The following is a 19,809-nucleotide window of genomic DNA, read 5'->3' as shown; positions in this document are numbered from 1 at the left end:
ACCTGCTAGAGGTTCAAAGGGGATTTTGAGCCTGCGGCTGGGTGTCACAGGTCCACCGTCTAGAAGGTGCTATTGTGCGGCGTCAACCCGAGCCTACATAAGCTGTAGCTTTGTAAGGAGACCCAGATGCTGACGATCGGAACGCTTGGAAAAAAGACCGGAACCAAGGTTCAGACGATCCGCTACTACGAGCAGATCGGACTTATGCCGGAACCGGGGCGCACCGAAGGTGGCCAGAGGCGTTACGGCCATGCCGAACTGGATCGCCTTGCATTCATCCGTCATTCCCGCCAATTGGGGTTTTCGCTTGAGGCGATACGCGAACTGCTTGATTTGTCCGACGATCCGGATCGCCCATGTCATGAAGCCGACAGTATCGCGCGCCGACAACTCAAACAGATTGAGCAAAGAATGGCGCGGCTAGAAGCGTTGCGGACCGAGCTAGAGCGCATGGTGCATGAATGCAGTGGCGGCAACACCTCGGATTGTCGCGTTCTCGAAGTTCTACGCGATCATTCCGAATGTCTTACTGATCACGAAGACATCGGCGCCTAACTCCGGGCAGCGTTATTGCGAACTGGAATTAGCCTCTTGAAGCTATAGTCACTATAGCAATTACAAGTCTTTCTGAGTTGATTCGACGAGAGACCAAATGCTGAACCGAGACCCGTTGCTAACCGCCACACCTCTGCTTGATTTTGAAACACCCGCAATTTTGGGGCTCATAACTGAACGGAGCTGGCCCGATCTGCCTGTATTGGATCGAATTGGCGCTATTTATGATTTCGTGCGTAACGAGATTGCCTTTGGTTACAACCGTGCAGACGATATCCCGGCGTCAGAGGTACTCGCCAATGGCTATGGGCAATGCAATACCAAGGGCACTCTTCTGATGGCACTGTTTCGCGGCAGCGGTATCCGATGCCGTTTGCATGGCTTTACGATCCACAAAGAATTGCAGAGGGGTGTGGTTCCCGAGCTTTTCTATCCGATGGCGCCGACGGAGATTGTGCATTCATGGGTCGAAGTCGAAGCAGAGGGTACGTGGCTAAAGCTGGAAGGCTTTATTCTGGATGAGCTTTTCTTACGCGTGTTGCAGCAGACATTTCCCAAAACAGAAAGCCTGTGTGGGTATGGTGTGGGGACGGATTGCCTGAGCGATCCCCAGGTCGAATGGGAAGGCCGTGACACATACATTCAAAGAAACGGCATCGTGCAGGATTTTGGGGTCTTTGACTCCCCTGACTCCTTCTATGTCCGTCACAGGCAGAACTTTGGCTTTTTCCGTGAACTGATGTACCGAGTCGTCGTGAGGCATTGGATGAACGCACGTGTCAGAGCACTACGCACTGGCAGGCTGGTAGCAATTGTTTCGGCAACACATTCCCATGGAAACAGCGGTGAATCCGTTTGAACGCTAGATTGGAACCAAGAATTTTCCTCAACGCAGGCGATTTTCAATCAATCAAGCAAGCTTGAGGCTTTAACAAACCAGCGTGAGGGCGTGTGTAGCAGACTACACCGTCCCGGTTTCAAGCGAAGCATCCAACCTTCAACCGCGATGGAAGAAAAGGAAAGACGCGAGCCTTTTCTTTGGAGAATTCGGAAATTCCGGCTTAGTTGAATCGTTTTTGCAAGGCCGTATTCAGCGCCTCTGACAATAAAACCAGAACAATGATTGCCAACGTCACGGTCGCAGCCTTTTCATACTGAAACGACCGTACATAGGTTTGCACATACAACCCGATGCCACCGGCACCGACAATGCCCAGTATCAGGCTTTCGCGCAGATTTAGTTCAAACCGAAATACGGTATCGCGCATGATCACAGGCGCCATCTGCGGCCAGATCGCCCAACGCAACTGTTGAATTCTGTTGGCTCCCGCGCTTTCAAGCGCCGCCACAGGAGCGATAGCAACGTTGTCGATGGCTTCCGCATAGAACTTTGCCAACATGCCGGTCGCGTGAAATGTGATTGCCAGAATACCGGGAAGTGGACCCAACCCAACAGCGCCCACCATTAGCATAGCGACCAGGATCAGCGGGATCGAACGGATAACCGCAAGCAAGGCACGGACGGGACGCCAGATCGCTGGTGACACCATAGTTTCAGACGCCAGAACGGCCAGTCCCGCGGACAGGATTACAGCAAACAATGTTCCCAGAATGGCGATCCTCAGTGTCTCGGCCAGCCCCGTCAGAACCTCGCGCCAAACGGACAGGTCAGGTGGAATCATACGCCCCAGAAACTCTGCCAGACGGGGGCCCGCGCCTGGCAGCTTGCCCAATCCCATATCCCCGCTGGTCAACGACCATAGGATCGCCAGTGCCAGCATGACCCAAATGACAGATCGGCCCATCAACTGACTACACGCAGCCCCGATGTGACACCGGCACCGTGATACAGTTCATCGATGTCCCCGTTGGTCAATTGAGCCGACGGTTTGTCGAACAATACCACGCCATCTCGCAGGCCTATGATGCGCTCAGCAAAGCGGCGCGACAGGTCTGGCTGATGCGAACTGAAAATGACGCCGATTCCGCGGCTACGTGCAGAGCTGGTGATCAGGCTCAGAATTCGTTCGGCGTGAGCAGGATCCAAATTGCTGACGGGCTCATCCGCAAGGATCAACTCGGGTTCTTGTGCCAGACATCTGGCAATCGCAACGCGCTGCCGTTGTCCACCCGACAACTGATCGGCACGGCGGCTTGCCAGATCGGACAGCCCCGTATCCTGAAGCGCTCGTGTCACGCACATATGGTCCTCTTCCCGGAACCGACCCCAGAGTGAGGACCAGATATTCATCCGGCCCATCCGACCGTTCATCACATTCTGATAAACACTCTGCCGATCAACCAATGCGAATTCCTGGAAGACAAAGCCAGTATTGGCACGGTCCTCGCGGGATGGAATTCCTGTTGCCAAAAGTGGCTGGCCCAAAACCTGAGCCTCGCCCTGCCAACCGCTCAAACGACCGTCCAACAACGCCAGCAACGTTGATTTGCCCGCACCCGAAGGACCGAGTAGCGCGACGCTTTCACCGGGCTGCACTGATATTGAAACATCTGTAAGAGCTGCCGCACTGGCAAAGTGCTGCGATACCGCGTTGAGTGAAACTACAGGGTTCATTTCAGAAACCCATACCGCCGCGCAGTCTCGCGCACGCCCTCGTAAACCGATGGATCAGCAGGAAGATAGCCATCCGGGCCATAGAGGTAGGCCAACAGATGACGGTTCTCACTCTCGTTGAGGCGCAGCATGGTTTCAATGAACTTTGCCTGCAGCCCGGCGTCCAGATCAGGGCGGGCAATGATTGCGTGGCTGGGAATTTGTTCTGATTCCGCCAGCACCTTGACCTCGGCCTGCTGATCCGGGGTCAGATAGAGATCGGCATACTGGCTTGCGCCTGCCGCATCGACCAGTCCGTTGGCCATGGCCTGCATCGCTTGCTGATATCCGCCAGCAAAGAATTTCTGCCCGAAAAAGCTGTCGGCATCGCCCGTGCCCGCGAACAGCCCGGCGCGCACAAACAGATCAAGCGGATAGATGTAACCGGATTCCGAGACCGGATCGGAAAAGGCGATGTCACGTCCCCGGAGATCGGCCAGCGTTTCGATTCCGCTGTCACGCCGCACGAAGACCCGGCCCGAATAGCTGGGTTGCCCGCGATAAACCTCGGACAATAGCGGTACGGCGCCGATCTGGTCTTCGGCCAACACAAAGGGCAACGCTCCCATGAACGAGATATCGGCATCACCGTTGCGCAGCGCCTCAACGGCAGCAGCGTGGTCGAACGTGACAAACCCCGTGACCGGGACGCCCATCTGCTCTGAAAGCCAGCCGGTGATGACGTTGATGTCACCCAACAGCTTTTCGGGGTTCTCCTGCGGGATGAAGGCCAGCTTCAGCCCCTGGTCAGTTGCAGCCATTACGGGCATGGCTGCAGATGCGGCTGCAGCGACCAGAAAATTGCGGCGCGACAACATCAGAACATCCTCTCGTCAATTTCGGCCTGCATGGACTTGAACAGTTCCCACTGGCGGATGGCTTCGGTCCAGTTTCCTTCGGCGCTGGCATCGCCAACCGCTCGCAGGATCGCGGCGAATTCGTAGATTTCGGGCTTGGCGTTCTGATTGACCATGACACTGGCATCCGCGGCCAGATCAGGAGCTACCGTGTCGATCAGAACCGCTATGTTTTCGGCATCCTGCATCGGCAGCAGGGTATCGAGCGTACTGGCGAATGTCGTCAGCTCTTCCCAGGACAAGCGGAATACGCTGTTGCGACCTTCGAATACTTGATAGGGGTCTTCACCGTCTCCAACAGCTTCGACGTAGGCCGTCAGATCTGCGCGCTGTGCTTCGTCCAAACCCAAATTTTTGGTATCATTGAACCAGTCAACAACGCTGGCCAGCGTCGGCAGCGATCCGTCATGCATGTAAGGTGCAGTGAAATTGACGTTGCGCAGCGTCGGGGTTTCGAACGCAGAAGCCGTGCCGCCGGGGAATGGTGGTTCAGCGCTGCCGATGTCGTAGGTCAGACCATCGCGGAACTGACGGTCAGGCGTGTGACACGAAGCGCAGGATTTGTCACCAAGTCCGGCAAATTTGGTGTTGAACAGCAACTCCCCGCGCTTGGCGGCATCTGACGCCAGATCGGTCAGCTTGCCGGACCGGTCGATCTTTGGGTTGGGAAGAAAGTCGAACTGTTTGACATAGGCTTCCAGCGCGTCCAGTTGGAACGGCGTTGGTTCCTTTCCCGCGAATTCGGTCACAATCACATTTCGGATGAACCGGCGCAGGCTGGGTTCGCGCCCGTCGCGGCCATAAGGTGCGGTAAAGCGGATGCCACGCATAGAAGGCGTGTCCAAGTGATCATCGGTCCGGTCATTGAACATTGGATTGAAAAACGATCCGTCCACATCCATCCCACCCGGATGGGATGAAAGGCCCGGAATGAAGAAATCCCGGTTCACGTCGGAGCGGTTGTGGCAGGTCGAGCAGGCGATGCCCAACTCACGCGCCGGGCCGCCGAAGATTTCGGGGCTGTCGAACAGCATGTCACCGTAGGCCACCAGCGGTAGATTAGCTTCATCCTCACCCGCCTCCTCAAACTGAAGAACCAGCCGCGGCAGCTGCGCCTGATCTCCGATGTTTGACCCTGGCGGCAGCGTGGCGGGCATTGTGATTTGTTCGCCGGAAAGCACAACTGTTTCAGGCAGCGGTGTTAACTTGTCGCGTTGGGCATACTCGGATGGCAGATAGTTGGCACGAATATAGGCAGCGACAATGGCCTGAGCTTCTGCAAATTGGTCGGCATCCACCGTTTGGGCGCCGTTGCCCAGTACTCCTGCGCTGCCAAGGGTGGAGTTCAGAACCAGCCATGCCCGACCCAGGTCGCGAGCCGCCGACGTGTCCGCAGCCTTGATACCATCTTCGAATGCGCGGAACAGAGCAGCCGCTTGCGCGACCTCGCGGGCCGCCTCAGGCTGACCCAGCGCGGTCTTTGCGACATCCAGATGGCGCAGGATTCCCTCCGCAATGGCAGTTGTGCTTGCTTCGAACAGCGCCTGCCGATCTTCGGCTTGCATAGCTTGGTTGATCGCAAGCGCTTCGTTGTCGGAGACGCGTGATAGGGGAGCGACCTGAATGTCACTGCCAGGTGCGGGCGAAGTCCAACTCCTCTCAATTTCATCCCAGGGAACCGGGGTTAGGTTCCCCATGAACAAGGTCAGTCGATACGCGGCAGCGCGTGGGGCCCAAGGCGATTCTTCAATCGCCGTGGCATCCGCGATCACTGGCAGTGCGCAAAGAAGTGTGGACGCTATCAGATGTTTCATAGCACTGTCTATTAAAGTTAGCCTTGTCTAATTTAATGATGAAGGCATGCTCATTGTCAAGCTCGGCTTTCAGGTGCATACACTGGAGACTAGACCAGCGACGTAATCATGAGCCGATGACCGAAACAAAACCGGTAAATTCAGATCGTAGTATTGATACCCAGGCGAGCGGGTTTGAGGCTGTGCGACAGGCCCACCAAAGCGAAATGGTTGAAGACTACGTTGAACTTATCGCGGAGCTGATCCATCAGAATGGCGCGGCGCGCCCGGTCGAAATAGCCGAGCGATTGGGCGTGACCCAACCTACGGTTTCCAAGAATTTGGCTCGTTTAAAACGAGAGGGTTTCATTGAGCAAATACCCTACCGCTCACTTCAGCTGACCGATGCCGGGCGTCAATTGGCGGAAGCTTGTAGAAGGCGTCACCGGATTGTCGTGGAGTTCCTGATCGCCTTGGGCGTTTCACCGGAAGTCGCAGAGCATGACGCTGAAGGCATTGAGCATCATGTAAGTGACGAAACTCTTGCAGTGTTTGAACGGTTCGTTGGGCGGGCCGATGAAGCAAAGTAGAAGCAAATAGAGCCTCAAATATGTTTGCGAAATTTGGCAGATCTAATTTCAGATCGACAGAGATTGTCCTAAGTTGCAGCTAGATAGTGACGCTATCTGAGGGTGAGTGGCCCGCGGCACGAAACTACGTGGTACCTGAAAATCGACACAGGTGCAGCGTAGTGAACGAACCCTTAGAACAAGAATCCAATTCGGTAGACGATCTGGCTCACTTAATAATCGGCGTTAAGATTTCCAGCGGCAAAATATCTGAATAAAGCAGCGATCTCCATACTGAATGGGCGAAACTAAAAGACTGCGTAAGAATAACATATGTCGAAATCAAAGTGGCACTCATTGCACTGCTGACGAGGTGGCCACAACTGATCAGTTAGTTTTCGGTTCCTGTCCTAGCGAGATCCAATACACCTTTGTTCAACTGGCCTTTAGTGGTATTCTTTTGACAAAAATCAAAATGAGCCGAGCAGTTCCTATGAAAAGACGTCTGTTTCTCTCTGGCTGCATAGCCGCCTTTTTGTCTGGCTGTGCAAGCAAGTTCCGTACTTACAATGGGCCGGTTGTGACTCGGCTTCGACTATACAAAGGGCAGCGCCTACTTATCCTCGATGGTAGTGAGCGTGTCTTGCGAACTTTTCCGATTGGACTCGGATTTGCCCCCGAAGGTCACAAGCAATTCGAAGGAGACGGGCGAACACCTGAAGGCTCCTATGTAATTGACCGTCGCAATCCCGAAAGTCTTTTCCATCTTTCAATCGGAATCTCTTATCCGAACGAGGCGGATTCTGCGTTTGCCCGAGCTCGGGGTCGTTCTCCGGGCGGTGATATTTTTATACATGGCGGCCCTCGCCCTGGAATTGATCCCACGAACAAGCGTGACTGGACCGCAGGGTGCGTCGCTGTCACAGATCAGGAGATTGAAGAGATCTACGCTATGGTCAAAGACGGAACGCCAATCGAAATCTATTCATAGAGGGACAGGTTCCAAATAGACAACGATTGCGGACTTGCCTTGGCGCTACGTTGACGGCGTCAGAAGCTATTACTGGAGCTTTCACGGCCAACGCCAGACTCGCTGTTTCGGCGAACTGGTAAGCACGTCCTGTGAAACCACGCTGGGCAAGATCCTCCGTTATACTAGGGCATTGCAGAGATACGGCCTCAATCTCCAATTTTTGGCTGTTCGAACGAAGGTGACAGCGTCTACTGCCTTCGCGTCTAAGGGCTCTGTAGTCAAGCTTTGAACGTGACGCATTTTCAGCAGAATAGGAGATTTAGAAACCAGAGTTAGAGTGAGCTCTACTACGGTGGCACAGCGGCGTAAGGTAAATTATGTGAAACTTGCCCCTGCTCACAATTTTGCAAATCAAGCGGTGCACGTGGGCCGAACTCAGAGATGCCTGATCCACACGCATTGATCCCGGTTGGGTCCAAGTTCTTCGAGGATCCTTTCAGCATCCAGATTGAAGTCTTTGGCAATTTCCTGGACCTGAACCGCCTGAAAGCTATCCAAGTTCCGCACCGTTCGACCATCTTCAAAGGTGATCAACTCGTGTGATCTTCCAGACCAACGCACGATCCCGCCGCAAAGGGTCTGTCCTTCAACATCCGCAAGTTCGGCGACCGGGTCGGCAAAGAAATCGGTCCATTTAAGAATACCTGTGCTGACAGCTCTCGCCACTGCTTGTTCCGTTGTCCGGCACTTGAGTTTTGTGACGATCGAAGACGTCAAAGCATGCACCATCCTGGAGGAGAGCCCCGTCTGGCCAGCAACTACGGATGGGATCAATCCTGATGCGAGCATCTTCAGAACATCCATCTCCTGATCGGACAACGCATCCGTAGGAAAGTTGAAAACTGTATCAATCACATCGAGCGCGAGTAGATGCAGGACCTGCGCTTCGTGGCGAAGGGCAGGGAGCATACTCCCGACCAAGGCGTCCCAGTCGGATCGGCGCAGGTTGGAGGTAACCGTAAAGACACCACGCTCCCCAAACGGATTGATAACCGGAATGGATAGTCCGTGCTGACCCACACCAAATTTTCTCGCTGCATCGAATAGCGGTGCGTGTTCACGCTGATCATCAAACACAGCCCAATCAATTGGTGCGATCATTGCGGCGCCAAACCGGATGAGGGGATCGACCAGGACCATGTCGTTGTCGACGTAGTGCCTGACCCATTCGGCCGGGAACGTGGTGCAGCCGTGGACAACGTTGTGATGCTTGTCGATATGGGCGTAGGACGCATTCTCCAGTCCGAACCTCGAACAAATTTCCTGAAGGCGCGCCTCCCCGGTCTGCCTGAAATCCAGTTCAGAATTGCCAATGTCCGCGATTTTCATAGATCGTCTTTCTGTTCCGCGTTGCCGTCGAGGCCGCTTAGCAACCTAAAGCTGAACAAACCACTCGGGAATTCCCGTAGCCAATCATGCATTTGAATACAGTTCTGTTCTGGAGGCGGAAACGGAGCGAAAACCTGCCGATGAGACACATGAATTGGAGAAGCTGGCGGCTCATAACCCGGCACGGCTAAAACCCGCTGCAGTGATCTTGCGGAAGCCCGTCTTCCTCCTCTCGGGCTCTACGCGCCAAAAGCCCCATGAAACTGGAAATCAGGTTCAGTTCACCGCGCTCATCTGCGTGCACCATACCGCGCAGATATCCGCCCGGATTAACCACTGGCGGCAACCGTGGATCGCTCAGCCTCGCGTCTGTGATCAACCCGGCCAGGATTGCACCCATCACGGTCAATCGGTCAATCGCCGTACGCCAAGCCGAGGCATTGGCGCCGATCTCCGACAATCGCGACCAAACGCCGGTCTCAATCGCGTAGAGCGACGGGCTGGAATTCTGATCTCCGCCACCCGCGATATCGATATGCATGCGCAGCTCGGGTGAGGCCAGTTCATATAGGATGCGGTTATTCACCCGCGGTAGTTTTTGGGCCTTGCGCGATGCCGTATCTGTCGGATGATTGCTTTCTAAGCAATGCGGAGGGCCGTCAGGCCCGGAGCCGGAACAATCTGGTTCCGAGGCTTTTGCCGAGGACATTGAACTCTCGCCATCGGCGTTACAGGACAGAATTGTTTCTTCAATTTGGTCTTGTATATGGCACCCGAAACAAGCTTCGGGTTCACCCGAAATTTCACCGGGTTTTGCGACATGCTCTTCGATCCGGCTCCAAAGGTCGTAAGCCGCCTGAACATGTAGCTTGAGCGCCTCCAGCGTCATGTATTTCAACTTGTCGGCGCGCGGCCAGGATCGAAGTTCCTCCTTCATGCCTTCCAGACTTTCAGGAGGGCAGGGGAGTAAGAGAAGCACGGCCAGACTATGTTTCACATATCGGTAAAGCCGTGATCGATCCCCGCGCAGCTCGTCCTGTTCTTTCTTCTCGGCCTTGCTGCGCACGTCCGCGTCGCGCATCTCGGGAATGAGGTTCAGGGCAGGGGTCAGGAAGAGTCCAAGCTTCTTGCGCTTACAGCGCGCGCCATTTGCGCCAAGCCTGCGTTCGATCAGACCAATCCTTTCCAGCTCACGTTCGTGATTGTGGATTGTCCGATCTGTCACGCCTCGCCCGGCAATGAGGGTTTCCTGGCGCGCGTAGCAAAAGGGTTCCTGAGACGGGTCTCGAAAAGCACATGGCGTAATCATATCGATGATGATCTCTAAGGTGCGAATACACTGGGCTGATGCGCCTCTGATCTGCGCATATCCCACGCAGAGCTGACGTAACCTGTCACGGTTCCAGCCCTCAGGAAGGCCGTTGTGAAAGCGAATATTATCGTGGTGATGGGCGGATGCGATCTGCCGAAAGCTCATGGATTTGGCCTCATTTGGCAAAGGTCAGTGTTGATATCGCGGCTTCGCGGGGCAGGGTGTTCGGAATGGTTCAACGGTCTCATGGTCTGCTTCTCATTGGGGAAGCAAGGCGGCTCGAACCTCAGCAAAAAGACACAGAAAAACCGTTCGCACAGATGCGTTTGTCCTTGTCAGTAATTTTGGAGTTTCCTATAAATCAGGTGATCAAACGTGACTTAAGAAGATCCCCGCTGAGGCCCCGCCTTGCGGGGGTTTTTGTTTCTGGGATTAAGTTTTTCCTCCGGGCCAATCGGCCTGGTTTAAAAATGCAGCTGGCGATTTTTGGTGGCATAGCCAGGAGCAACGCGTTGTACCGCAGGTCAGCACCTCAATATCGGATGAGTTCGTAGTCGCTGAACCCGAATGTGTCGGTCCACTCGACGCCAACGCCGCGGAAGTAGCTGGGAGGTTCACAGCGATTGCCCAGTGGCAGCCAGTAAGGGATTGGGGCAGGAGCGCGCTCGGACCAGCGAAAATTCGTATTATCGTCGTAGGTGCCAACCACAAGATCAAGCGAACGCTCGCAATCTCCCTCCCTTGAACGACGGCGATAGCTGTAGTGGCGCACATCCCAAACCCTGATGGATCTCACAACGTCGAAATCGGAAGAAGAAAGATCGACGCTGATCGGGGTGGCTTGGAAACCGTCACCGTATTGGCCGTGATGTGCATCGATCCTTCCTATCGAGATCGCTGCGTCTACCAGTATTGGCTTAGCGGTGTCATCCGATGGAAGCTCTGGAACTGGGCTAGCACTGGTGCGCTTGATGGCTTCCAACCGTTCCATAGGACCCAAGTCCGAGGGGCTGTGTGACGTATTCATCGGACAGCGCCAGAGTTGAAGCGGCGGTTCGACCGGGTAGGGTGTGATGCGCCGAATGAACTCCGCCTTGGCTGCGACGCAATCAGCCGAACTTGGCCAACCCCCGGCGAGGCAAAGGAATATGGCACAGTCAATTGGATAGGCACGAGCCTGCGTGGCTGGCAGTGCAGCGAGTGCAACTGCAAGGGCCTTCGCGCGAGTTCGATTTCCGGATTTTGAGTGTTTCAAGATGGTCTCTCCTGCTTGCGAATCGCCTAAGCAATATCCGGCCAATATATTTCTGACAATCCAATATCGTATATTGGCGGGTTTTCTTATATTGACGTAGATTGTGTTTTAGTCCACAACTTTTGGATGTAGAAGACGGCCCATAGGGGGTCGTCATGGCGGACAACAAGAGACAATACACTGTGGTAACCATCGAGATGGTCCGGGGCCTGAAAGAGGATCAGGTTCCCTTTACATGCCGCTACGAATTTATCGGACTCGCTTCCCTTGGACGACCTAAGTACCACTGCATTTACAGCTCGCCGAACTATGTCGGGGCCTTGTGCAAGTCGAAGATCTCTCGAGCGGGCGCTGAGCCCAGAGAGTTCGATCTTTGGCCGGGCCTCTTCAAGCATCATCAGGAATTTGGTGATGGGCGCATTCTCTGCGTCAAATCAGACTATACGATCGAGTCGATTACCCCAGAGGGTCTCGAAGCAGCTCAGGCCCTGGACGCGAAATCCAAAACCTGATCGGTCACGTTCGAGAACCCGGCTCATCAAAATGCTGGGGCAGGGCGCATGAAACGGCTCTTGTTTCTCAGCGCTGCACTCGCGTCCTTGTTCATTGCTGCAGTTTGGATTGAACCAGCTAGGAAAACAAAGACTCTCGGCGCATCCGAGGTGATTGCCGTTGACGGTGACACGATCGACCATGGTGACGACCGATACCGGCTTATTGGGTTTGATACGCCTGAGACATTCCGGGCTCAGTGCGATGCTGAGAGAGCTTTGGGTCTACGAGCCAAGGACCGGCTGACGGAGCTCATCAACTTCGCGGGCGTAATTGAACTTGAGATTGAGCTGCACTTTGACGTCCACGATCGCTTCTTGGCGCTTGGGCGCGTGTCTGGACAGAACGTCGGGGCCATCCTGATTTCTGAAGGTCTGGCGCGCCCGTACTCGGGTGGCAAGCGCCAGTCCTGGTGCGGCTGAAAGAAAGGATAAAACAACGATTTATGACAGCAGAGAGAAACGACTAAGCAATAAGCAGTCCTGCCGATTGCGCCAACAATCGACAGGACAAGAAACGCCCTTAATCCATCCGGGCATTCCTCCAACATCAAGAGAGAACTGTACTATGGTAAAAACAGTAGTCCGAGATGCCGGTCCTAGATTGGGCAGCACCGCGACAGAGTCAATGGGTGCAAACCTAGACAACGCGTCTGCACCTCCGATCCCTTAGCGCTGTCTGACGATTGAGGCGCGCGGGACATCCGAACGTTCCAGCCAAAACATCTGACTAAGAGATCCGAACCAGACATTGGTCTTTTGCGGCGCCACTGAAGGTTCAGTGCTGTGTCCCAGCACCCGATTCCCCACCGCTCAGATGACCTGAAGTCGACCCCATAATAGTAATTATGTAAAAACTACTGACCTATTTTTTGAAAGGCGGAAAGGTGATCACAGTGGCCTTCGACACTATCGAAAGCAAGATTGATCGGCGCTGGGTGCCTGCCGCCCAGAGCTTCGAGCAAGCCCGTAAGGACATTCTCACCGTAATCCGCCACCTTGCCGGAGAACGGTCAACCATCAAGCGCGGAATGCGCGAATACTGGCTGGAAAGCGATGCCCGCGCCACGGCTTTCGGAATCGCGCTCGAAATGTTCCATGTCCTCAATGATCTTGAGTATGTCCGTGCAAATCGGCTCTACAAAGCCTTGAAGTTGCACGCAGACGTTAACAAGGCGTTGGGTCCGAAAGAGCTGTTCCGCTTTGCTTCACCGGAAAAGGCCGCTGCGCTCATCCAAAGCAGCAGCCGAGCAAACTATGCCAACTCATACGCAACCCTGAAATTCGGTTGCGACCTGTCAGGCACAATCGACGCCGACACCGCGCGCGACGTTCTGAACCGGCATGAAGCCCTTTGGTTCGTTTACCCAAACGCCACCTATCACGTTCACCTGATCCGTGAGGGTGTCTGGCTGGACATCGTTATGCCGCTTGAAGTGGTCGTTGAGCTGCGCCTTGAAGTGGATTTCGCAATGCAAATCCGACAAGCGGAACTTGATGCGCAGGGAGCTTTGTCATGAACAAGCCTGCGCGCAAAGTTCTTCCTGATCGTCGGCTGGCTGAAACACGCCGCGTTGAAACTCCGCAAGGGCACACTGCCTTTGTCACCATCGGGTATGATCCGGCGTCGCCAATCAAACCCCGTGAAGTGTTCTATAGCGGCGGTTTTCGCTCTGGCAGCGACCTCGAATACCATCTGCATGATCTGTGCGTTCTGATTTCGCTGTTGCTGCAGCACGGCGTAGCAGCTTCGTTTCTGTCGCGCTCTATCGCTCGCAAGACTTCGGCCCTTGGTGGCGAAGAATACGCAAGTCTCGCAGGCTGGTTGGTGGATGCTGTCAGCATTCCGCCGTCCTGGACTGATGAGTACGTGGCCGCGACCGGCGACGAACAGAACCCCTCCAATTCCTCGCCAACTCAAGCAAAGGAGAAATCCGAATGATCGCAGCAATGCGGCCCCTTCTGCTCGTCTCCACGGCATTTGTGGCGACCGGCGCAAGCGCCCAGGTCATCGAATACGAGCCGGATGGCAGCGTGTTTCTGAACGGTGCGCGGGCAGAAATCGTCAATGGCGTCGTTCGGCCAATCCGGATGCGTGAGTACACGCTTGACGAAAAACCGGAAGCGCCGAAGGCCAAGCCACAGGAAAAGATCGAGATTGCGGGCAAGGCACCGCGGCCTCGCAGATCCTCGGGCGGCTGGTCGCAGGAGCGGATCGTCAAAGAAATCCACGCAGCGGCGGAACGCCATGACATTCCGGCCGAGTTGTTCATGGCGCTGGTCTGGCAGGAAAGCCGGTATCGGGCTGACGCTCTGTCACCCAAGGGTGCCTATGGCTTCGCACAGCTCATGCCCGGAACGGCGAAAGACCTGGGCGTGAACCCAAAGAACCCTGCAGAAAATCTCGACGGTGGTGCCCGCTATTTGGCGGCGCAGTACCGCGAGTTCGGAACCTGGAAGCTGGCGCTTGCCGCCTACAACGCCGGGCCTCACCGCGTCGTCGAATACGGCGGCGTCCCCCCCTTCACCGAAACCCGCAATTACGTGCGGATCATCCTAAGCAAAGTGAGCACTTCCTCATGAAAAGAACCCACTTCTACCAGCAGATGGCGTTTTTCGCGATCACTGCGTTCATCATCACAGCAGCGCCCGCCTCCGCTGGCTGGCTGCAAGATGCCATTGGCGATTTCATCAACGAAACGCTGGCCGACTCGAAGGTCGTTGGCGTCAGCCTTGCCGCTGTCGGCTTCATCTGGGGCTGTCTCGCCTACGTGTTCGGCTGGGGTTCGCTGAAAGGCCCGGTAATCGCTATCGTCGTCGGCGCTGTTATCGGCCTCGCTGATACATTCATCGGAGGCTGATTGATGCCGCGCCGCAATACGGTCTTTCGCGGCCTGAGCCGCCCCGCAGAATGGGGCGGCTTACCCGTGATCTATCTGCTGGTGATCCTCGGGATGACCATGCTTTCGTTCTTCATGTTCGGGATAGCGCCAGCAATCATTGCGGGTTTTGTTTTCTACACCGGGCTTCGCCTCTTTTACGAATGGGAACCGGCTTTCTTCCGCGTCCTGTCCGTAACCCTTTCCAAAACTCCGCGCACCAAAAACCGCCAGCATCATGGGGGAGATTACTATAGTGCCTAAGCCTGCTGCACAGGATTTGTGGACCCTTGCCCGCTCGTTGATCGAGCCGAGCTGGCGCAAGGATGAAATGAGCCTCTTTCAGATGTTGCCGTATGGCTATGTCGTGGACGATGAGGTCATTTCTACACGCAACGGTGGCCTCATCGCCGCTGCAGAAATCACCGGAATCAACGCAAACACGCTGGACGAAAACGAGTTCGAGTTCCTGGCCGAACGGTTTGAGCGTGTATTGCGCACGACACCCAATGAGGTGGCCTTTTATGTTCATCGACTGACCGTCCCAGCTGAGACTGGTCATGTCATCACAGATCCAACCGGCTTTGCCGGTGCAGTGGCGCAGGCCATGCGCTCAGCGTCCGTCGATGCAGAGCTGAAAGAACGCAAGATCATCATCAGCGCCATTCTGCAAAAGCGGCAGGATGAGCGGGCAAAACAGATGTTCGGCATGTCGTCTGGAACGATAGACGAGGAACGCCGCGAAATGATGGAACAGCTCGACGATGTGTTCACAACACTGGCGGGCACGCTGGGCGAGGCCCGTATGCGCCGGCTGAAGCTCAGCGAGGGGCGTTGGCTCGGCTATTATGGAATGCTGTTGAACGGTCGGTATCAGCCGATCATTCACACGAACATTGCAGAACCCATCGCCTTCAACATGCCGCAAGAGGATGTGCTGTTTCAGGGCAAGCGCGGCAAACTGGTCACGGGCGACGATCAGGAACGCTCCATCCGTGTCTATTCCCTGAAGAATTACCCGATGGCTTCGTTCCCCGGCATTTTCGACGGGCTAGACCTGCCGGTTGATGTCGTGATTTCGCAATCCTTCCTGCCGATCAGCCGCGCCCAGGCGCAGGAAATGGAACGCCGCAAGTCGGGACAAATGCGCTCGGCAGGCGACAAGGCAAAGTCGCTTGAAGAGGATTTGTCCATTCTGGCGGACGGCATTGCCTCCGGCACCATGTCACTCGGCAAGCACCACCTGTCGATCTGCGTGTTTGGGAACGAGGAAGATCTGAAAACCGCCGAAAAACACATCATCGGTGAAATCCAGATTTCGGGTGGCACGGTGAAGCGCGAAGCGATGTCGGCCCGTGCCGTGTACTTCGCACAGCACCCCGGCAATTTCGCGTTCCGCGCCCGTGAAGAACTGATCACGGACCAGAACTTTGCGGATATGGTTGCGTTCCACATGCGCCCCAAAGGGTTGGATGCGGAAAAGCTACCTTGGCCGGGGCCATTGGCGACTTTCCCGACGACACACGGGGACAGCTACGATGTTTCGCTGCACCTTCCCAAGACCAGTAACGACCCTGAAAACCTGCCCTCCGGGCATACGATCGTTCTTGGACCGAACGGCTCGGGTAAAACTGTGATCGCGATGCTGCTGGCAACAATGGCGGTTGCACAGGGCGCGCGGATCATCGCTTTTGACAAAGACCGGGCAATGGAGGCTCCAATGCGGGCGCTCGGTGCGCAGTACATCCGCGTCCGAGTTGGTGAGCCAACCGGCATGAACCCTTTTCAGACCGAGACGGATGAGGCTGGGCAAAGCTGGCTCGCCAATTGGGTCATTGCCCTGTTGAGCTATGACGAACCACTGACCACCGATCAGAAGGATGAAATCACAAGGGCTTGCCAAGCCAATGCCACTTTGCCGCCTGCGCTTCAGAACTTCGATTCACTGGTGGAACGGTTCAGAGCCTTTGACGATGACAAGAACCTGTACAAGCGTGCAAGTGAATGGGCGGGCGAAGGCCGCTTGTCCTGGATGTTTGGCGAGGGTGGCTCAGATCCGTTTGCTGCTGGCGACCGTCATCTTGTGTTCGATATTTCTGAGGTTCTGGATGACGAATTGGTGCGGCTGGCATGGATCAGCTACGTCATGCGCCAGATTGAACGCCGCTGCGCCACCAAGATACCCACTGTCTTTGTGATTGATGAAGCATGGGTAATTGCTGGCAACCCTTATGGCGCTGGCATCCTCATAAATGCCTACACCACGTATCGGAAGCTGAACGTCATGATGATGATGATGACGCAGATCCCCGATCACCTCCTGTCGTCAGCGGCAAGTAAGTCGATCCTGGAAAACACCAGCACGCAACTCTTGTTCCCCTCTCGATCCGGCAATGAAGCAGACTACCGGGCAATCGGCTTGAACGATTCAGAGCTGGGCGCGCTGAGGGCGCATTTTGGCGACCGCGTAATGCTCATGAAGAAAGGTGATGAGAGTGTTTGGCTCGATGTCGATGTCGGCGCGCTCGGCCCGCTTCTTCGTGTTCTGAGCGGATCAGACGGAAAATCGTTCCCTGATCCTGACTGGCGAAAAAACCCCAACTTCTGGAAGGAAATCACATGAAAGCCCGCCTTGTCATCACCCTTGTAGTTCTGGCCGCTGTCTCGGCCTGCACCAGCACCTATTCGGGCTATCGCAGCAAATGCGCCTGTGACTTTGAGCGCATGACCTCCCCTGAAAACTTGGAGTTTGTCTGATGGATATTTCAAAGAAATTCCGCACAACCATTGCTGTTTCGGTTCTGGCCGCCCTGCCAGTTATGACGGCAGCCCAAGGTGTTCCGACCATCGACGCCACGGCCATTGCACAGGACGCAGCCAATTCGGCCCGCGAAGTCGCGGAAATGGTCCGCCAATACGAACAGCTGATGCAACAATATGAGAAGCTCGAGCAGCAGAGGGCACTGCTCGAAAACTCCCTCAAAACCATCAGTGGTCTGACGGATCTGGACCAGTTCAACAGCCGCAGCTTTCTGAAACTGGCAACGGCAGCTGACACGCTTGGATACGCCTTGAACGCGACCGAAGATACGATTGGCGATCTTCCAGGCGTCGCCGGACTCGCGATGGAACGCCGATCAATCAGCCTGGGGCTGAACAATGGAATCCTTAAAGAATTCAGTACGTCAGACGTGCCAGCCCGGCGCATTCTCTCGGAGCGAGGTGGCGCTGGCTTGATGGCATCGGCCTTGGGTGAGAATGGCTATGACATGGCCGGTCAGCTCTCCGAAGATGCAGAAAAGCTGCGCGGTGAAATCGGTCAGCAAGAAGATCTGAAGGATGCAATCGACTACAACACGGCGGTTCTCCTTAAACTCCTTCAGGTTGAAATTGAAATCTTACGCGCAACCTCGGCTAATGCTCTGGCGTCGGGCACGGATCTGGCTGCAACCGCTGCCGATCTTTCGACACTCAGCAACTATGTACGAGGAACCTCACAATGAAACTCCGCTCAACTCTCATCCTGACCATTGCAGCCGCCGCCGTTATGTCGGGGGCTGCATCGGCACAGGTGAAGCTGCGCCCATCACCCAAGGTCGATATGCCGTTCGGTGAATATCGTAAGTGCCTTGGGTACTCGGGTGCGCGTGAGTACGGTCGTCAATTCGTCAAAAACGATCAAGCGCGCATGGCCGAAGCGGGCCAATCCGCAGACAAGCAGCCTCTTGTGACCAACTGGTCGGTGGTGATCCTGAATGAACAGGTCATCGCTGCGCACGAGGCCACCATCGAGCAATGCATTCTGCGCAAATCTGGCGAGACCTTCAGCACCGAATGTCCGCTGGGCGGTTTAAGCCGTGAGGACGCCGCCCAAAAGGTCGGAGCTGACCAAGACGAGTTTTGGACCCAACCGTCCGACAATCTTGCCGCGCTGAAAAAAGAGCAACGGACCCGTCTGGAAGCTCTGCGCCCTGCAATTGAGGAGGCTTGTGGGCCGTGATCCAAGATTTCGTCAGCTCGATTGAGGCTGCGCTAAATAACTTCTCGCAGCAAGCATACAACAGCCTGGCGGCGGATCTAGCATCCGCCCTCTGGGCAATAGCCGCGCTGATCTTCGTGGCAATGCTGATCAACGGTGTGCTTCAAATCCGAGAAATCGGGTTTGGTGGCTATGTCGGCTGGATCATTCGGGCGACGATCATCATTGGTATGGCTTCTAGCTGGAGCTTCTTTCAACCCATTTATCAGGGCATTTCGAGCCTCCCAGACACGATTGCCGGAGAACTGACCGGCACAACAAATGTCTGGGAAGCACTCGATGACATTGCGCTTCAGTGTTTCTTGATGGGCCAGCAGGCTATTGAAAACGCAACCTGGGGTCTGAGCATCACCGGGGCTATTCTCTGGGTTGTTGGGGCTGTCATCGTTGCTTTTGGCACCGGCATGGCGCTGATCGCAAAAGGCGGTCTAGCGGTCCTGCTGGGTCTAGCGCCTGTTTTCATCGCAACGCTGCTCAGCTCGGCAACAGCCAATATCTTCGCAGCCTGGGCGAAAACGACTGTTGGCCTGATCATGGTCATCGTCGTTCTGACAGGCATCGTTTCTCTTATTCAGGCCCTTTTCAGCTCCGAACTGACCGCTGTTGAGGATGTGAACAATATGGAGGCCAGTGGCCGGTTTTTGGCGATCTGCATTGTTTCAATCGTGATGCTCACGCAGATCCCGTCGCTCGCGGGCGGGATGTCGGGTGCAATCGTTTCGGCATCCTCGGGTCTTGCCGTGGCAACTGGTGCTGCAGCAGCCGCAAGAAGTGCATTGGGCACTGCAAGCGACGGCGCAAGGGGTGCAGTAGCCGGTGGGAAAACTGCCGCTGCTATGGCTTCCGCAGCACGTGACGGGACTGGCGTTCGTGACAGCGCGTCTCGCGCAATGCAAGCGCGTCGGGACATAGCGCACAGAGCCCGAAATCAGGATGGGGCAGCTCGTCAGAGCTACGCCGCTGACCGTTACCGGCAGAGCATTCGACAAGCTCGCGCCAATAAATCTTCATAAATCGAGGTAC

23 protein-coding genes are annotated in these 19,809 nt (G+C 55.4%); 16 read left to right on the top strand and 7 right to left on the bottom strand.

Features of this window, described 5'->3' with window-relative positions:
• Positions 1-126 precede the first annotated feature (126 nt).
• Both ACR0J0_RS17700 and ACR0J0_RS17695 read left to right on the top strand, forming a co-directional pair.
• Complete coding sequence (locus ACR0J0_RS17700) at positions 127-555, top strand: MerR family transcriptional regulator (protein WP_170424832.1); 429 nt, start codon at positions 127-129, stop codon at positions 553-555.
• Between the two features lie 97 nt (positions 556-652).
• Positions 653-1,414: a transglutaminase-like domain-containing protein gene (locus ACR0J0_RS17695; RefSeq protein ID WP_171676693.1), complete on the top strand. Its 762-nt coding sequence runs from the start codon at positions 653-655 to the stop codon at positions 1,412-1,414.
• A 202-nt stretch (positions 1,415-1,616) separates the two neighbouring features.
• On the opposite strand, the gene phnE is transcribed toward ACR0J0_RS17695, so the two are convergent.
• From phnE to ACR0J0_RS17675, 4 genes are read right to left on the bottom strand one after another with little or no spacing between them, the layout of a single operon-like run.
• On the bottom strand, positions 1,617-2,360 hold the full coding sequence (gene phnE, locus ACR0J0_RS17690) for a phosphonate ABC transporter, permease protein PhnE (protein ID WP_171676695.1): 744 nt from the start codon (positions 2,358-2,360) through the stop codon (positions 1,617-1,619).
• A complete protein-coding gene (locus ACR0J0_RS17685) occupies positions 2,360-3,130 on the bottom strand; it encodes a phosphonate ABC transporter ATP-binding protein (protein ID WP_171676697.1) in 771 nt (256 codons plus the stop codon). The genes phnE and ACR0J0_RS17685 overlap by 1 nt, the downstream gene beginning before the upstream one ends.
• A complete protein-coding gene (locus ACR0J0_RS17680; RefSeq protein WP_171676699.1) occupies positions 3,127-3,987 on the bottom strand; it encodes a phosphate/phosphite/phosphonate ABC transporter substrate-binding protein in 861 nt (286 codons plus the stop codon). The genes ACR0J0_RS17685 and ACR0J0_RS17680 overlap by 4 nt, the downstream gene beginning before the upstream one ends.
• Positions 3,987-5,840, bottom strand: coding sequence for a cytochrome c peroxidase (locus ACR0J0_RS17675; RefSeq protein ID WP_170634649.1), 1,854 nt, complete (start codon positions 5,838-5,840; stop codon positions 3,987-3,989). Before ACR0J0_RS17675 ends, ACR0J0_RS17680 begins: the two co-directional genes overlap by 1 nt.
• 116 nt (positions 5,841-5,956) lie before the next feature.
• On the opposite strand from ACR0J0_RS17675, the gene mntR reads away from it, so the two are divergent.
• Together mntR and ACR0J0_RS17665 are read left to right on the top strand one after the other, a co-directional pair.
• Positions 5,957-6,409 (top strand): manganese-binding transcriptional regulator MntR, encoded by a 453-nt coding sequence (gene mntR / locus ACR0J0_RS17670; protein ID WP_171676701.1) that lies wholly within the window; start codon positions 5,957-5,959, stop codon positions 6,407-6,409.
• A gap of 472 nt (positions 6,410-6,881) precedes the next feature.
• Positions 6,882-7,379 (top strand): L,D-transpeptidase family protein, encoded by a 498-nt coding sequence (locus ACR0J0_RS17665; RefSeq protein ID WP_171676746.1) that lies wholly within the window; start codon positions 6,882-6,884, stop codon positions 7,377-7,379.
• Between the two features lie 417 nt (positions 7,380-7,796).
• Here ACR0J0_RS17665 and ACR0J0_RS17660 read toward each other — a convergent pair whose 3' ends face one another.
• From ACR0J0_RS17660 to ACR0J0_RS17650, 3 genes are all read right to left on the bottom strand, one after another.
• Entirely contained in the window at positions 7,797-8,750 is a 954-nt protein-coding gene (locus ACR0J0_RS17660; RefSeq protein WP_170417956.1) for a LuxR family transcriptional regulator, read from the bottom strand.
• A 187-nt stretch (positions 8,751-8,937) separates the two neighbouring features.
• Positions 8,938-10,227, bottom strand: coding sequence for a helix-turn-helix domain-containing protein (locus ACR0J0_RS17655; RefSeq protein ID WP_170417959.1), 1,290 nt, complete (start codon positions 10,225-10,227; stop codon positions 8,938-8,940).
• 367 nt (positions 10,228-10,594) lie between these two features.
• Positions 10,595-11,317, bottom strand: coding sequence for a hypothetical protein (locus ACR0J0_RS17650; protein ID WP_170602107.1), 723 nt, complete (start codon positions 11,315-11,317; stop codon positions 10,595-10,597).
• A gap of 155 nt (positions 11,318-11,472) precedes the next feature.
• On the opposite strand from ACR0J0_RS17650, the gene ACR0J0_RS17645 reads away from it, so the two are divergent.
• From ACR0J0_RS17645 to ACR0J0_RS17590, 12 genes are all read left to right on the top strand, one after another.
• On the top strand, positions 11,473-11,829 hold the full coding sequence (locus ACR0J0_RS17645) for a hypothetical protein (RefSeq protein ID WP_142638830.1): 357 nt from the start codon (positions 11,473-11,475) through the stop codon (positions 11,827-11,829).
• 48 nt (positions 11,830-11,877) lie between these two features.
• On the top strand, positions 11,878-12,291 hold the full coding sequence (locus ACR0J0_RS17640) for a thermonuclease family protein (RefSeq protein ID WP_170417964.1): 414 nt from the start codon (positions 11,878-11,880) through the stop codon (positions 12,289-12,291).
• A gap of 473 nt (positions 12,292-12,764) precedes the next feature.
• Complete coding sequence (locus tag ACR0J0_RS17635; RefSeq protein ID WP_152460688.1) at positions 12,765-13,388, top strand: hypothetical protein; 624 nt, start codon at positions 12,765-12,767, stop codon at positions 13,386-13,388.
• Positions 13,385-13,810 carry a TSCPD domain-containing protein gene (locus ACR0J0_RS17630; RefSeq protein ID WP_152460687.1) on the top strand — a complete coding sequence of 142 codons (426 nt, stop codon included), beginning with the start codon at positions 13,385-13,387 and terminating at the stop codon, positions 13,808-13,810. Before ACR0J0_RS17635 ends, ACR0J0_RS17630 begins: the two co-directional genes overlap by 4 nt.
• The gene (locus ACR0J0_RS17625; RefSeq protein ID WP_152460686.1) at positions 13,807-14,451 is read left to right on the top strand and encodes a lytic transglycosylase domain-containing protein; all 645 of its coding nucleotides are present in this window, start codon (positions 13,807-13,809) and stop codon (positions 14,449-14,451) included. The genes ACR0J0_RS17630 and ACR0J0_RS17625 overlap by 4 nt, the downstream gene beginning before the upstream one ends.
• On the top strand, positions 14,448-14,729 hold the full coding sequence (locus tag ACR0J0_RS17620) for an HAD family hydrolase (protein ID WP_152460685.1): 282 nt from the start codon (positions 14,448-14,450) through the stop codon (positions 14,727-14,729). Before ACR0J0_RS17625 ends, ACR0J0_RS17620 begins: the two co-directional genes overlap by 4 nt.
• A 3-nt stretch (positions 14,730-14,732) precedes the next feature.
• Complete coding sequence (locus tag ACR0J0_RS17615; RefSeq protein WP_152460684.1) at positions 14,733-15,011, top strand: VirB3 family type IV secretion system protein; 279 nt, start codon at positions 14,733-14,735, stop codon at positions 15,009-15,011.
• Positions 15,004-17,370, top strand: a complete 2,367-nt coding sequence (locus ACR0J0_RS17610) for a VirB4 family type IV secretion/conjugal transfer ATPase (RefSeq protein ID WP_480665410.1) — start codon at positions 15,004-15,006, stop codon at positions 17,368-17,370. Before ACR0J0_RS17615 ends, ACR0J0_RS17610 begins: the two co-directional genes overlap by 8 nt.
• Positions 17,367-17,504 carry a hypothetical protein gene (locus tag ACR0J0_RS17605; protein WP_170425207.1) on the top strand — a complete coding sequence of 46 codons (138 nt, stop codon included), beginning with the start codon at positions 17,367-17,369 and terminating at the stop codon, positions 17,502-17,504. The genes ACR0J0_RS17610 and ACR0J0_RS17605 overlap by 4 nt, the downstream gene beginning before the upstream one ends.
• Complete coding sequence (locus ACR0J0_RS17600; protein ID WP_152460682.1) at positions 17,504-18,250, top strand: type IV secretion system protein; 747 nt, start codon at positions 17,504-17,506, stop codon at positions 18,248-18,250. The genes ACR0J0_RS17605 and ACR0J0_RS17600 overlap by 1 nt, the downstream gene beginning before the upstream one ends.
• The gene (locus tag ACR0J0_RS17595; protein WP_152460681.1) at positions 18,247-18,747 is read left to right on the top strand and encodes a hypothetical protein; all 501 of its coding nucleotides are present in this window, start codon (positions 18,247-18,249) and stop codon (positions 18,745-18,747) included. The genes ACR0J0_RS17600 and ACR0J0_RS17595 overlap by 4 nt, the downstream gene beginning before the upstream one ends.
• Positions 18,744-19,799 carry a TrbL/VirB6 family protein gene (locus tag ACR0J0_RS17590; RefSeq protein WP_152460680.1) on the top strand — a complete coding sequence of 352 codons (1,056 nt, stop codon included), beginning with the start codon at positions 18,744-18,746 and terminating at the stop codon, positions 19,797-19,799. Before ACR0J0_RS17595 ends, ACR0J0_RS17590 begins: the two co-directional genes overlap by 4 nt.
• The last annotated feature ends 10 nt before the right edge of the window (positions 19,800-19,809 follow it).

Source organism: Ruegeria sp. BF12, assembly GCF_056538705.1.
The sequence above is the reverse complement of the archived record's forward strand: the minus strand, read 5'-3'. Positions and strand labels throughout refer to the sequence as shown.